This is a genomic window from Arthrobacter sp. AL05, assembly GCF_029960715.1.
In the GTDB taxonomy this organism is placed as follows: domain Bacteria; phylum Actinomycetota; class Actinomycetes; order Actinomycetales; family Micrococcaceae; genus Arthrobacter.
In genome coordinates this window covers 146617-158578 of record NZ_JASBRC010000001.1, presented here as the reverse complement: position 1 = coordinate 158578, position 11962 = coordinate 146617, and the positions used below count along the sequence as shown (strand labels likewise).

Here is an 11962-nt window from a genome sequence, read left to right as displayed (position 1 = left end):
ATTGGCGCGCCCGGACAGCCAGGGGAAATCAGTCCGAGCGCCGGCAGCTTAGCGGTAACTCTTTCACATTGGCACCATCAGCCCCTAGAGTATCTAACACATGGTTGTTTGATGGCTCAGCATCGGCACACCGCCATGTCGTTCAGATGCGGCTGCCGTTCGCTTGAGTAAAGGAAACAGGGAAATGTCTTCGGAGGCTAACTTCTCCAACGCCCGCTTCTTGACCGTGGCTGAAGTCGCGGACGTGATGCGGGTGTCCAAAATGACCGTGTACCGGCTTGTTCATTCCGGCGAGATGCCGGCAGTCCGGTTCGGGCGCTCCTACCGGGTGCCGGAAACCGCCGTGGAGCAGTACCTCAAGGGCGCTGTCGTCGACGGACACACGGAAACGGCCTGATTCCCTGCGTTCTTTTCACCGGAAATCACAGCGTCCGGCCGCCCGGGCCGGTCTGCGGTCGTAGTCTGCCCCCGATAGGCGGTACCCTGTTAAGGAACGTTTTACGTCATTGTAAGAACCTGTCAGTTGTACAGTCTGCTGCTTAGCCCGCGGATCCTTTCCAACAGGCAGGTACTGCATCTAGCCGGTAAGGAACTTTCGTGGGTTCAGTTATTAAGAAGCGTCGCAAGCGTATGGCCAAGAAGAAGCACCGCAAGCTGCTTCGCAAGACGCGCCACCAGCGTCGCAATAAGAAGTAGAAATACTTCGCACTATGTCAATGCCCGTTGCCTTCCCGGCAGCGGGCATTTTCTTTGGCTTGTCGCGCCAGCTGGCGACGCCGGACGCCCGCTGGCGCAGGCGCCGCAAGGAAACACGAGCGACGTACGGATTCGCGTAGCGCTCGGCCCGAAGTGCACCGCCCGGGTAGAAGCGCGTCGGAAAGCGGCGTGGCAGGGATGTCCGCGGTCAGATAGAGGGGCCGCGGAAGCGGGAGAACCCCCGCCAGAGGCCGTAGACGGCGCCGCCAACCGTGGCGGCCTTGAGCCCCAGGGTGGCGGCGCGGCGGCCGGAACGGAAGTCGTAGACCGGCCAGTTGTGTTCGCGGGCGTGACGGCGGAGCCGGGAATCCGGGTTGATGGCCACGGGGTGGCCCACCATGCTCAGCAGCGGGATGTCGTTGTGCGAATCGCTGTAGGCCCAGCACCGGGCCAGGTCCAGGCCCTCGGCATCGGCTACCGCCCTGACGGCCACCGCTTTGGCGGGACCATGCAGGATTTCGCCGACCAGCCGCCCGGTGTAGGACCCGTCCACGATTTCGCCCACGGTGCCGAGGGCTCCGGTGAGGCCCAGCCTGGTGGAGATCACCGTGGCCACCTCGATCGGCGTCGCCGTGACAAGCCAGACCCGGCGGCCTACCCGGAGGTGCTGCTCCGCCAGCGCCTTGGCGCCCGGCCAGATCCGGGATTCAATCATTTCGTCATAGACTTCTTCGCCGAGTGCCTCGATGTCCGCAACGGTGATACCGGCGGCGAGCGCCAGGGCGGTATCCCGGACGGCGTGGACGTCATCCATTTTCTCGCCGCGGAGCACAAACATCAGTTGCTTCCAGCCGATCCCGGCCGCCTCGCGGAGGGTGAATGCCCCGCGCTGGTGCATTTTGCGGGCCACATGGAACAGGCTGGCCCCGCGCATCAGGGTGTTGTCGACGTCGAAGAACGCGGCTTCGCCGTGCTGCGCCGCGGCAGCAGGTTCTGCGGCCGCGGCGGCGTACTTCTCTTCGGACATGCCACGAGTCTAGTCACCGACGGGTCCGGTTTTGTCCCGGCGGCTCACCGCGGAGTGGCTTGGCTCCGCGGCGGCGTCGACGCCGGACGGGCCGCCGGGCTACCGTGGAGCCATGCCAAGCCCCGACGTCGTCCTCATCACCAAAGCTGACTGCCACCTGTGCTCGGCGGCGCGCGCCGCCGTCGACCGCGTCACAAAGAGCCTGGGAATCGGATGGCGCGAACAGCTGGTGGACGACGACGCCGAACTGCGGGAGCGCTTTGCCGAGGAGATTCCCGTGGTGCTGGTGGATGGTGTCCAGCGGGACTTCTGGAAGATCGACGAAGTCCGGCTGGACCGGACGCTGCGGCGGGCGCTGGGCCAGCAGCCCTGACCCGTCGCCGGAGCCGGGCGCTTTGTTCGCCGAACTGCGGGGGCCCTAGAGTGGAAGTCACAACGCGACTCAATGGAGCAGATAGTGACTTCGCTGGATTCATCCCCTGAGGCCGTGCCGGGGGGATCAGGGACTGCCGCCAAGCAGATTCCGCCCGCGGCCGTGTCCCGGCTGACCATCTATCTGCGCGCCCTGACCACCTTGCTTGCGGAGGGGGTTGACCGCGTCTCGTCCGAGTCGCTGGCCGAGGCCTCGGGCGTCAGCTCCTCCACCCTCCGCAAAGACCTTTCCTACGTCGGGTCCTACGGGACCCGCGGCGTGGGCTACGAAGTGCAGTTCCTCAACAGGCATATAGCAGCGGCCCTGGGCCTGACGCACGACTGGAAAGTGGCAATCGTCGGCGCCGGAAACCTGGGTAAGGCGCTGGCCCGGTACGGTGGCTTCGAATCCCGGGGCTTCGATATTGTGGCGATCTTCGATGCGGACCAGATGGTGGTGGGCAGCGAAGTGGGCTGGCTGCGGGTCAGCGACGCCGCCGACCTGGAGCCGGTACTGCAACGCACGGGCGCGAACATGGTAGTGCTGGCCCTGCCGGCCGCCGTTGCACAGGACGTCTGCGAGCGGGTGATTGCCGCCGGGGTGCGAAGCATTCTCAGTTTTGCCCCGGTAATGCTGCAGGTTCCGCCGGGGGTCAACCTGAGAAAAGTGGATATGGCCACCGAACTGCAGATCCTCGCCTACCACGCACAAAGGGCGCAGGACCCGGAGGTTGCTGGCTAGTTAAAGTCAGCCCGTCCGGCTCCCGCGCCCCTTGCGCCGTTGCCCGGCTAGTAGCTGGTGCGCGCTAGTTCGGTCCGCCCGGCTGCCCGTAGGGGTTGGCGAACGGCTGCTGCTTGCTGAAGTACGGGGCCTTTGCCGGCAAGTACAACATCACGATGCCGGCGATGCCCAGCAGGACTGCCAGGGTACCGATGCTGAGCGGGAAGAGGCTGAACAGGGAGAGGGCAGCGAAGACGGTGCCCAGGATCCTGGCCCAGTTTTTGCCTTTGCGCACGTTCAAGGCCACGAGGGCATAGAGCCCGGCGCTGATCACTGCGAAGACCACGATGCTGCCCACCAGGGCGCCCCTGAGGTCTTCGAACCGGATATCAGCCCCGCTGGCAGACATCTGCTGTTCAAACATGGCCCGCGTTCCGGGAGTGTCCAGGGTGCCGACCGCCAGCAGCAGGGAGATGATCCACACCGCGCCCGATGCGACGATGAGCCAGAAAGCGGTGTTGACCAGCTGCGGCATGGCGGGTTTGGCCTGCAGCTGCCCGGAGGGGTACTGGGCATAGGGGGACTGGTTGTACTGCGGCTGGTTGTACTGCGGCTGTCCATACGGCGGCGGGTTCTGGCCGTACTGCGGGGCCTGCGGGGAGTTTTGGCCGTACTGCGGGGCAGCCTGCTGGCCGTAGGGCGGTGCCGAGGGCGCCTGGCCATACTCCGGAGCGGCAGGCGACACCTGGCCGTACTGCGGGGCGGAGGGCGGCTGCTGGCCGTGCTGGGGATCGTTCTGGCCGTAGTGGGGCGCCGGCTGTTCGCCGGGGGCGGGGGAGTCCGGGTTTGACGGCGGGACGGGCGGGATACTCATGGGCGTTCCTTTGCATGGCACTCTGGTTCGGATACCGGAAACAGATTCCTGCCCTGCCCCCAGCCTGGATTCCTCCCACCGTACCGCGGGCCGGTGCCCGCGCGGATCATTCTCGAGGCGTATTCTCTGCGCGTGGCCGGCCCGTCACCGGGCCGTCACCTGGCCGTGGCCGGGCCGTCAACGGGCCGTCGCCGGGGCTCTCCGGCATGGCGAACCCCGGAAGCTCCGGTTAGCAGTCCCGACCCGGAGGCCATGGGGTGGGTGCCGCCCAAACGCGGCCGATTCGACAAAGCCCCGGCCGCCGACTTAACGCAACACCCCGCTCCGTCACGGGGATGAAGCGGGGTGTAAGCGGCCGGCGCCGGAGCCGGCCGGCCGGTGGTTAGCTGCCGGCTAGGCTGCGGGGGCGATGAAGGCCAGTTCGAGGTTGACGGCCACCTTGTCACTGACGAGGACACCGCCGGCTTCGAGGACCGCGTTCCAGGTCAGGCCGAAGTCCTTGCGGCTGATTGTGGTTTCTGCGGACAGGCCGGCGCGGGTCATGCCGAAGGGGTCGACGGCAACGCCGTTGAACTCGGTCGCCAGGGCCACGGGGCGGGTGACACCCTTGATGGTGAGCTCGCCCTGGAGTTCATAGCTGTCGCCCTTGGGCACGATGCCGGTGGAAACGAAGGAGATTTCCGGGAACTTCTCGACGTCGAAGAAGTCTTCGCCGCGCACGTGGCCGTCGCGGTTTGCGTCGCCGGAGTCGAAGCTGGCGGTCTTGATCGTGGCGTGGACCGTGGACTCGGCCACGTTCTCGGCGAGGCCAAGGGTGGCCTCCGCATCCTTGAACTGGCCGCGGACCTTGCTGATGCCGGCGTGGCGGACGGTGAAGGCAATCTCGCTGTGCGAGTTGTCAAGGGTCCAGGTGCCGGTGGTGACGTTAGTGGGAAGTGCCATGGTGTTTCTCCTTGAGTCGGGTGGGTCGTACGGTAGGTCTGATCGTCAGCTGAAACTTCATTGGTTGAAGTCTCAACTAAGCGCTGCACCCAGTATAAACATGCATTTGCATCTTTTATTCCAACCCCGGGGAACATTTCTGAAAACTCTTGAGTTCTACTTCTTGTAGAAGATTTCGTCATTAGCCCTGCCCTTTGAGAAACTGGTACACATGCCCCAAGCCACTGTCCATTTGCTCCGCCACGGCGAGGTCTACAACCCCGAGGGCGTCCTGTACGGCAGGCTGCCCGAATTCCACCTCTCCGATCTTGGCCGGGAGATGGCCCGGACGCTCGCTGACCACTTCCGTGCCAGCTCTGCCCAGGGGGCAAAGATCGTCCACCTCGCCGCCTCGCCGCTGACCCGCGCCCAGGAAACGGCGCAGCCCATCGCCGAGGCGCTAAACCTCGACATCACCACCGAGGCGCGGATTATCGAGGCGGCCAATTATTTCGAGGGCCTCCACGTCGACAAGGCGGAGATCCTCAAGCCGAAGCACTGGCCGATGCTGCGCAACCCGTTCCGGCCCTCCTGGGGCGAGTCCTATAAGGACCAGTCGGCCCGGGTTATGGCCGCAGTACAGGACGCCCGGCTCCGCGCCATCGAACTCGGTGGAACGGGCGCAGAGGCCATCCTCGTCAGCCACCAGCTGCCCATCTGGGCCACCCGGCTCAGCGCCGAGGGTAAACCGCTCTGGCATGATCCGCGCAAACGTGAATGCACCCTGACTTCGGTCACCTCGTTGGTTTTCGGCGACGCCGGGAACCTCCTGCGGGTCGAGTACAGCGAACCCGCGGCAGCCCTTCTTCCCGGTGCCTCCAGCACCCCTGGAGCTTGAGCATGAACCGAAACCACACGGCCGCGTCGCCCGTGAGCCGCCGCAACGTCCTGACGGCCGGCGGCGCGGCGCTCGCCGTCGTGCTGGGACTCTCCGGCTGCGCGCAGGAGGACGCCCTGGCCCAGCAGGCCAGGGCGGGCGACAACAAGAACTACGTGGCCGGCGACGGGTCGGTCACGGAATTCGCGGCCGCCGACCGCAAGAACCCCGTTGCCATCAAGGGCACACTCTTCGACGGTACCGAGGTAACGGCAGAGGCCTTCCCCGGGCAGGTCACCGTGCTCAACTTCTGGTTCGCGGCCTGCGCTCCGTGCCGGGTCGAGGCGCCCGCGCTCGAAGAGCTGCATCAGGAGTTCAAGAGCCAGGGCGTTCAGTTCTTCGGGGTCAACCTCCGGGACGAGAAGGCCACCGCGGACGCCTTCGACAAGACGTTTAACCTGAGCTACCCGAGTTTTAATGACAAAGACGGCGCTGTGCTCCTGGCCGTGTCCGGTCTGGTCCCCCCGGGAGCCGTGCCCACCACTCTTGTGCTCGACAAACAGGGCCGCGTGGCGTCCCGTGTGCTTGGCGAGATCCAAAAGGGCACCCTCAAGTCCCTTATCGCCGCTGCCGTGGCCGAGTAGCGGGCAGGAGCACTGTGAACAGCCCCTTCGCTGAAGCCATCCTGAGCGGTTCACTGCTGCTTGCCATCCCGGTGGCGCTGCTGGCCGGCTTTGTCTCTTTCCTTTCCCCGTGTGTGCTTCCGCTGGTCCCCGGTTATCTGGGCTACGTCACGGGACTGACCGGCGTTGACCTGCAGAAGCAGAGGCGCGGCCGCATGCTGGCGGGGATCGGGCTCTTTGTCCTGGGTTTCTCGGTGGTCTTTGTCCTGCTCGGCGGGGCGTTCGGCCAGCTGGGGACGCTGATCACCGGAACCCAGAATGCCTGGATCACCCAGGTGCTGGGCCTCCTAGTGGTCGTTATGGGTGTGGTGTTTATGGGTGGCTTCGGCTGGCTCCAACGCGACGCCAAGATCCAATCGAAACCGCCGGCCGGGCTGTGGGGCGCGCCGCTGCTGGGCATCACCTTCGGCCTCGGCTGGGCACCGTGCATCGGCCCCACCTACTCCGCGGTCCAGCTGCTGAGCCTCTCCGGTGGTTCCTCGGCGGCCAAGGGAGCCTTCCTGGCGTTCGTCTACAGCCTGGGCCTGGGGATCCCCTTCCTGCTGATCGCGCTGGCGGTGCGCCGGGGCGTTGGCGTGATGTCCTTCTTCCGCAGGCACCGGCTCGCCATCCAGCGCATCGGCGGCGCAATCCTGGTGGGCCTTGGCCTGCTGATGGCAAGCGGCGTATGGGGGCACTGGGTTTCCGAGTTGCAGTACTGGTTCCAAACCGATGTGAAATTGCCGATCTGATGAGCGAGCGAGTGAACGTAGAGAAGAAGTCCCCGCCCCCCGGCACCACGCCCGAGGGCCCCGAACCCGATGCCGCCGCGGGCGGGAAGCCGGGAAAGCGCGGTGCTTCCGGCACCGGCGGTCCGGTGGCGAGCGCCAAGACCGAAGCAGTCCTGCCCACGCTGGGCGCGTTGGGCATGCTCCGCTGGGCCTGGACCCAGCTGACCAGCATGCGCACGGCGTTGTTCCTGCTGCTGATGCTGGCAGTGGCGGCCGTTCCCGGTTCGCTCTTCCCGCAGCGGCCCGCCAACCCTTCGACCGTGACCCAGTACATCAAGGACCACCCGGATTACGGCAAGGTCCTCGATACGTTGCAGCTGTACGACGTGTACTCCTCGGCATGGTTCTCCGCGATCTATATCCTGCTCTTCGTTTCCCTGATCGGTTGCGTCGTCCCGCGCGCCATCGCGCACTACAAGGCCATGCGGTCCCAGCCGCCGCGGACGCCCGCACGGCTGTCCCGGCTGCCGGAGTACGGCACGCTCGTGATTCCCGCCGACGCCGGAATCCCGGCGTCGGGCGCAATATCCGACGCCGCCGGGCTGCTGGCGAAACGCGGCTACCGCGTCGATGTGCGCGACCGCGACGGCGCCCGTCCCTCGCTGGGTGCCGAGCGCGGCTTCCTGCGCGAAGTCGGGAACCTGCTGTTCCACACCTCGCTGATCGGCGTGCTGGTTTCCGTTGCGATTGGCGGGCTGTTCGGCTACAGCGGCCAGCGGATCCTGGTGGAGGGCGACACCTTCGTGAACACCCTTGTCGGCTACGACCAGTTCACCCCCGGCACCAACTTCCAGAGCGGCCAGCTGCAGCCCTACTCGGTGCAGTTGGATAAATTCCAGATCACTTTTGACCGCGAATCCAAGGGCAAGTTCGGCCAGCCGATCGACTTCACGGCCGACGTGACCACCAAGGAGACCCCCGATGCACCCGCCAAGAAAGAGGTGCTGAAGGTCAATGACCCGCTGAGCCTGGGCGGCACCAGCATGTACCTGACGGGCAATGGTTACGCCCCGGTGGTGACTGTCCGCGACGGCGCCGGGAACGTCGCGATGCAGGGCCCGGTGGTGGCCAAGCTGCAGGGCGAAAATTACTACTCATCGGTGGTGATCAAGGTCCCCGATGCCAAGCCGGATCAGCTGGCTTTCGCCGGCTTTTTCCTGCCCACGGCCTTCGTGACCGATGCGGGCGTCTCCTTCAGCGGCGATCCCGAGCTGATCAACCCGCAGCTGACCCTGAACTCCTACTTCGGCGACCTGGGACTCAACGACGGAGCGCCGCAAAACGTCTTCGAACTCGATGTCAAAAAGCTGACTCCGCTCAACGCCCGGAATCTGCCGACAAAGGGCATCGTCCTCACCCCGGGAACCACGCACACCCTGCCGGACGGCAAGGGCACCATCAGCTTCGACGGCGTGAAGCGCTATGTCGGCGTCGACATTCACCATAATCCCGGCCAGCTGTACGCCCTGATCTTCGCGCTCCTGGCAGTGGCGGGCCTGGTGACGTCGCTTTACGTGAACCGCCGCCGCGTCTGGGTCCGGGTTGGTTCGCACGAGGACGGCCGCACCATGGTCGAATACGGCCTCCTGGCCCGGGGCGAAGACCACCGGCTGGCCGGGGAAGCCGCCGCGATCCGCAAGCTGCTCGCCGGGGCCTGGGATCTCGGCGGCGACGGGGCAGATTCCCAGCCTGTTCCCAGCGCAACGGCGGATAATGGCCGGGCGGCCACCGGCGCGGGCGCCGACGCTGACACACAGACCTTTACGGAACAACCCGCAACCGACGTCATCCAGTCCACAGCAGGCTCTCCTGAGTCAAAGAAGGATCAGTAATGTTCCCCATCAACGAAACCATGGGCCAGTACAGCGAGCTGTTTATGCTCCTCGCAGCCGGCACGTACACGGTGGCATTTATCGCCTTCGCGTGGGACCTGGCCAAGAGCAGCAAAACACTTCGCGCGGTGGACCTGAAGGCCGCTGAACTCTCGGCCGCCGAAGCGGCGCGCGTACCCGTTGCCGCCGGCGTAGGCGCCTCCAGCGCCGGCGTGGACCGGGCAGATGCCGACGTGGCCGGGCCGATCGGCCGGGCTGAGCGCCCGACCTCGAACGTCTCCGGTGCTGCAGCCGGGAACGCGGCGGGCATCGGCGGAACCGCGGACGGGGCGATGCGCTATTCTGCCGAACGCCGGGCACCTGCCCGGGTCGCCGTCGCCTTGACCGTGTTGGGCGTCGCCATTCACGCCGCCGGTGTCCTCACGAGGGCGCTCGGTTCCGGCCGGGTGCCATGGGGCAACATGTATGAGTTCCTGACCACGGGCGCATTCGTGGCCGTCGCCGTGTTCCTGGTGGTCCTGATCCGCCGCGACCTGCGCTTCCTGGGCACCTTCGTGGTGGGCCTGGCGATCATTATGCTCGTGGCTGCCTCCGTGGCCTACTGGACGCCGGTGGGGCACCTCGTTCCGGCACTGCAGAGCTACTGGCTGCTTATCCACGTGTCCATCGCGGTGATGTCCTCGGCGCTGTTCACGCTGACGTTCGCGATGTCGGCACTCCAGCTGGTCCAGACGCACCGGCAAAAGTCCATTGCCGCAGGCGGCCGGGACAAGCTGGGGTTTATGCGCCTGGTGCCCTCGGCGCTGAGCCTTGAAAACCTCTCCTACCGGATCAACGCCATCGCCTTCGTCGGCTGGACCTTTACGCTGATGTTCGGGGCCATTTGGGCCGAGAAGGCCTGGGGCCGGTTCTGGGGCTGGGACACCAAGGAAGTTTGGACCTTCGTGATCTGGGTGGTCTACGCCGGCTACCTGCACGCCCGTGCCACCCGTGGCTGGACCGGCACGCGCGCGGCCTGGCTGTCGATTGTCGGTTACCTGTGTGTGGTCTTCAACTTCACGATCGTGAACCAGTTCTTCAACGGCCTGCACTCCTACTCCGGGCTCTAGCCCGCCCGCCGGCCCGCCCGCCGGCCCGCCCGCCGGCCCGCCCGCCGGCCCGCCCGCCGGACCAAATGGTGCCGGGCCAGGGCTTTACGGATGTGCCAGGGATGGCCGCTGTGCCAACCGGCATGGCGGCCATCTTTGTCAGCGCCGCCCGCACCCTGGCAGCGGCGGAAGTTGTCACGCCGGCGCCGGATTGGAGTGGCCGTGACGGATTAGAAGCAGCCTGGGCCCGGTCTCGTTGGGCCCGGACTATTTGACTTCGTCGGTACCCTGCGGGTCGCTGCTGCCGTGGGCCTCGCCGGACCCGGAGCCGCGTGCGCCCTTGCCGTCATCGTCGGTGCGCTCTTTGGCGTCCAGTTCGGCTTTTAGCTTCCTGAGCCGCTCTGCTTCGGCCTGGCTGCGGCGGCGGAGCTCGAGGTTGCGCAGAAAATCCGGGTCGTCGTCGGGCGCGCTGGTGTGGCTGTAGGCGGCGCGCACGGGGGCGGTGCCGCGGGGCCGGCCGATGAGGAACCACAGGATGGCGCCAATGACCGGGAGGACGATCTGCACCACAACCCAGGCCGGCTTCGAGATGCCTTTGGTCTGGCGGGGATCAGTGCGGATCACATCGACAAGTCCATAGACGAATACGACGAGAACAGCGACAACGACCACTACACGGAGCATGTAAACAGTCTAGTCGCCGCCGGCGCTCCCGGCGCTCCCGGCGCTTCCCGGCCCACACCACAGAACGCCGGCTGCGGCCCCGGTGGGGTGGGGCCGCTTCCGGCGGCTAAACTGGGACCGTGGCCTTCCTGAAATACTCCCTGATCCGTCTGGTGCTGTTCGCACCGTTGTTCGCCCTGTTCCTCTACCTGCGGCTTGGTGTGCTGCTCGCGGCCCTGTGCGCCGGCATGATGGCCTTCGCGGTGAGCTACCTGTTTTTCCAGAAGCAGCGCGCTGCCGCCACCGCCTCGCTCCACAGCCGCTTCTCCGGAAAGGCGAAGCCGCTGCGCAGCGCCGGCGAAGTGGCGGACGCCGACGCCGAAGACCGGCTCGTCGACGAACACCCGGACGTAACGGTGCGTACGGACAGCCGGCCCAAGGACTCCTAGGCCCCTGGCGGCTGCCGACACCGCCGGTCAGGTCCCGGCCGTGGACGGTGGCTTAGAACCCGCGGCTGAGGATCAGGCCCAACGAGAACAGCACCGCATAGCCGAGGTTGATCAGGCCCGTCTGCTTGAGCACCGGAATCAGGCTCTTGCGGCGCCGGCCGGCGATCATAAGCCAGGACGGCATCAGGCTTGCCGGGATCAGCAGCAGCACGATCAGCATCCACGGCCGGGCCGGGGCCAGCACAATCGGCAGCAGGATGGCGACGGCGAGCATCAGCACGTAGCTTTCGCGGGCATGCTTGTCGCCCAGCCGCACGGCGAGGGTTTTCTTCCCGGCTTTCCGGTCCGTGGGGATGTCGCGGACGTTGTTGGCCATCAGCAGCGCGACGGCGATGAGTCCGGTGCCAATCGCACCGATGACCGCGGGCAAGCTGATCTGCGCGGCCTGCGTGTAGGTGGTGCCCAGCGTGGCGACGAGGCCGAAGAACACAAAGACGAACAAATCCCCCAGTCCGAGGTAGCCGTACGGGTTCTTCCCGCCGGTGTAGCCCCACGCTGCCAGGACGCAACCCACACCGACCAGGATCAGCCACCACGCCTGCGAGAGGATGACCAGGGCCAGCCCGAACACCATCGCCAGCCCGAAGGCGGCGAACGCGGCGTACTTGACGTGCGCGGGCATCGCGGCGCCGGAGCCGACCAGCCGAAGCGGGCCCACCCGGTCCTCGTCAGTGCCGCGGATGCCGTCCGAATAGTCGTTGGCATAGTTCACGCCGATTTGCAGCAGCAGGGCCACCAGCGCCGCCAGGACGGCGTTGACGGGACGAAACGCGTTCAAGGCGTACGCGGCAGCGGTCCCGATCAGGACAGGCGCAATAGCGGCCGGCAGGGTGCGCAGTCGGGCGCCTTGGATCCATTGAGCGGCTGTAGCCACGTGTCAGTACCTCGTG

Annotated in this window: 16 protein-coding genes; 11 read left to right on the top strand and 5 right to left on the bottom strand. The window is 66.2% G+C overall.

Annotated elements, in window-relative coordinates:
* Positions 1–184: 184 nt before the first annotated feature.
* The 3 genes from QK287_RS00755 to QK287_RS00745 all read left to right on the top strand — a co-directional run bounded on the left by QK287_RS00755 (position 185) and on the right by QK287_RS00745 (position 836).
* Positions 185–397 (top strand): helix-turn-helix domain-containing protein, encoded by a 213-nt coding sequence (locus QK287_RS00755; RefSeq protein WP_024365616.1) that lies wholly within the window; start codon positions 185–187, stop codon positions 395–397.
* A 200-nt stretch (positions 398–597) separates the two neighbouring features.
* Entirely contained in the window at positions 598–696 is a 99-nt protein-coding gene (locus QK287_RS00750) for an AURKAIP1/COX24 domain-containing protein (RefSeq protein WP_003792170.1), read from the top strand.
* 14 nt (positions 697–710) lie between these two features.
* The gene (locus tag QK287_RS00745) at positions 711–836 is read left to right on the top strand and encodes a hypothetical protein (protein ID WP_282358640.1); all 126 of its coding nucleotides are present in this window, start codon (positions 711–713) and stop codon (positions 834–836) included.
* Between the two features lie 68 nt (positions 837–904).
* Here QK287_RS00745 and QK287_RS00740 read toward each other — a convergent pair whose 3' ends face one another.
* Positions 905–1723 (bottom strand): HAD-IB family hydrolase, encoded by an 819-nt coding sequence (locus QK287_RS00740; RefSeq protein WP_226774184.1) that lies wholly within the window; start codon positions 1721–1723, stop codon positions 905–907.
* A gap of 112 nt (positions 1724–1835) precedes the next feature.
* Here QK287_RS00740 and QK287_RS00735 point away from each other — a divergent pair, with 112 nt between their 5' ends.
* Positions 1836–2096 carry a glutaredoxin family protein gene (locus QK287_RS00735; RefSeq protein WP_226774185.1) on the top strand — a complete coding sequence of 87 codons (261 nt, stop codon included), beginning with the start codon at positions 1836–1838 and terminating at the stop codon, positions 2094–2096.
* Between the two features lie 84 nt (positions 2097–2180).
* The gene (locus QK287_RS00730) at positions 2181–2876 is read left to right on the top strand and encodes a redox-sensing transcriptional repressor Rex (RefSeq protein WP_226774186.1); all 696 of its coding nucleotides are present in this window, start codon (positions 2181–2183) and stop codon (positions 2874–2876) included.
* Between the two features lie 64 nt (positions 2877–2940).
* Here QK287_RS00730 and QK287_RS00725 read toward each other — a convergent pair whose 3' ends face one another.
* Both QK287_RS00725 and QK287_RS00720 read right to left on the bottom strand, forming a co-directional pair.
* Entirely contained in the window at positions 2941–3729 is a 789-nt protein-coding gene (locus tag QK287_RS00725) for a hypothetical protein (RefSeq protein WP_282358639.1), read from the bottom strand.
* A 393-nt stretch (positions 3730–4122) separates the two neighbouring features.
* Positions 4123–4671: a YceI family protein gene (locus QK287_RS00720; protein ID WP_226773292.1), complete on the bottom strand. Its 549-nt coding sequence runs from the start codon at positions 4669–4671 to the stop codon at positions 4123–4125.
* A 211-nt stretch (positions 4672–4882) separates the two neighbouring features.
* Between QK287_RS00720 and QK287_RS00715 the strand changes: the two genes are divergently transcribed.
* The 5 genes from QK287_RS00715 to ccsB are packed head-to-tail and all read left to right on the top strand — an operon-like array spanning position 4883 to position 9921.
* Positions 4883–5548 carry a histidine phosphatase family protein gene (locus QK287_RS00715; RefSeq protein ID WP_282358638.1) on the top strand — a complete coding sequence of 222 codons (666 nt, stop codon included), beginning with the start codon at positions 4883–4885 and terminating at the stop codon, positions 5546–5548.
* A 2-nt stretch (positions 5549–5550) separates the two neighbouring features.
* On the top strand, positions 5551–6171 hold the full coding sequence (locus tag QK287_RS00710; protein WP_282358636.1) for a TlpA disulfide reductase family protein: 621 nt from the start codon (positions 5551–5553) through the stop codon (positions 6169–6171).
* A gap of 14 nt (positions 6172–6185) precedes the next feature.
* Positions 6186–6941, top strand: a complete 756-nt coding sequence (locus QK287_RS00705; protein ID WP_226773295.1) for a cytochrome c biogenesis CcdA family protein — start codon at positions 6186–6188, stop codon at positions 6939–6941.
* Positions 6941–8812, top strand: coding sequence for a cytochrome c biogenesis protein ResB (locus tag QK287_RS00700; protein ID WP_226773296.1), 1872 nt, complete (start codon positions 6941–6943; stop codon positions 8810–8812). The genes QK287_RS00705 and QK287_RS00700 overlap by 1 nt, the downstream gene beginning before the upstream one ends.
* Positions 8812–9921 (top strand): c-type cytochrome biogenesis protein CcsB, encoded by a 1110-nt coding sequence (ccsB, locus tag QK287_RS00695; RefSeq protein WP_226773297.1) that lies wholly within the window; start codon positions 8812–8814, stop codon positions 9919–9921. The genes QK287_RS00700 and ccsB overlap by 1 nt, the downstream gene beginning before the upstream one ends.
* Before the next feature lie 246 nt (positions 9922–10167).
* On the opposite strand, the gene QK287_RS00690 is transcribed toward ccsB, so the two are convergent.
* Positions 10168–10584 (bottom strand): PLD nuclease N-terminal domain-containing protein, encoded by a 417-nt coding sequence (locus QK287_RS00690; RefSeq protein WP_226773116.1) that lies wholly within the window; start codon positions 10582–10584, stop codon positions 10168–10170.
* A 119-nt stretch (positions 10585–10703) separates the two neighbouring features.
* On the opposite strand from QK287_RS00690, the gene QK287_RS00685 reads away from it, so the two are divergent.
* Positions 10704–11012, top strand: coding sequence for a DUF4229 domain-containing protein (locus tag QK287_RS00685; RefSeq protein ID WP_226773117.1), 309 nt, complete (start codon positions 10704–10706; stop codon positions 11010–11012).
* Between the two features lie 52 nt (positions 11013–11064).
* Here QK287_RS00685 and QK287_RS00680 read toward each other — a convergent pair whose 3' ends face one another.
* Positions 11065–11946 carry a 1,4-dihydroxy-2-naphthoate polyprenyltransferase gene (locus QK287_RS00680; protein WP_226773118.1) on the bottom strand — a complete coding sequence of 294 codons (882 nt, stop codon included), beginning with the start codon at positions 11944–11946 and terminating at the stop codon, positions 11065–11067.
* Between the last annotated feature and the right edge of the window lie 16 nt (positions 11947–11962).

What these genes read in the sequence shown, in the direction of transcription:
- QK287_RS00755 (WP_024365616.1), top strand. Translation starts at nt 185, where the DNA reads ATGTCTTCGGAGGCTAACTTCTCCAACGCCCGCTTCTTGACCGTGGCT.
- QK287_RS00745 (WP_282358640.1), top strand. Translation starts at nt 711, where the DNA reads ATGTCAATGCCCGTTGCCTTCCCGGCAGCGGGCATTTTCTTTGGCTTG.
- QK287_RS00740 (WP_226774184.1), bottom strand. Translation starts at nt 1,723, where the DNA reads ATGTCCGAAGAGAAGTACGCCGCCGCGGCCGCAGAACCTGCTGCCGCG.
- QK287_RS00735 (WP_226774185.1), top strand. Translation starts at nt 1,836, where the DNA reads ATGCCAAGCCCCGACGTCGTCCTCATCACCAAAGCTGACTGCCACCTG.
- QK287_RS00725 (WP_282358639.1), bottom strand. Translation starts at nt 3,729, where the DNA reads ATGAGTATCCCGCCCGTCCCGCCGTCAAACCCGGACTCCCCCGCCCCC.
- QK287_RS00720 (WP_226773292.1), bottom strand. Translation starts at nt 4,671, where the DNA reads ATGGCACTTCCCACTAACGTCACCACCGGCACCTGGACCCTTGACAAC.
- QK287_RS00715 (WP_282358638.1), top strand. Translation starts at nt 4,883, where the DNA reads ATGCCCCAAGCCACTGTCCATTTGCTCCGCCACGGCGAGGTCTACAAC.
- QK287_RS00710 (WP_282358636.1), top strand. Translation starts at nt 5,551, where the DNA reads ATGAACCGAAACCACACGGCCGCGTCGCCCGTGAGCCGCCGCAACGTC.
- QK287_RS00700 (WP_226773296.1), top strand. Translation starts at nt 6,941, where the DNA reads ATGAGCGAGCGAGTGAACGTAGAGAAGAAGTCCCCGCCCCCCGGCACC.
- ccsB (WP_226773297.1), top strand. Translation starts at nt 8,812, where the DNA reads ATGTTCCCCATCAACGAAACCATGGGCCAGTACAGCGAGCTGTTTATG.
- QK287_RS00690 (WP_226773116.1), bottom strand. Translation starts at nt 10,584, where the DNA reads ATGCTCCGTGTAGTGGTCGTTGTCGCTGTTCTCGTCGTATTCGTCTAT.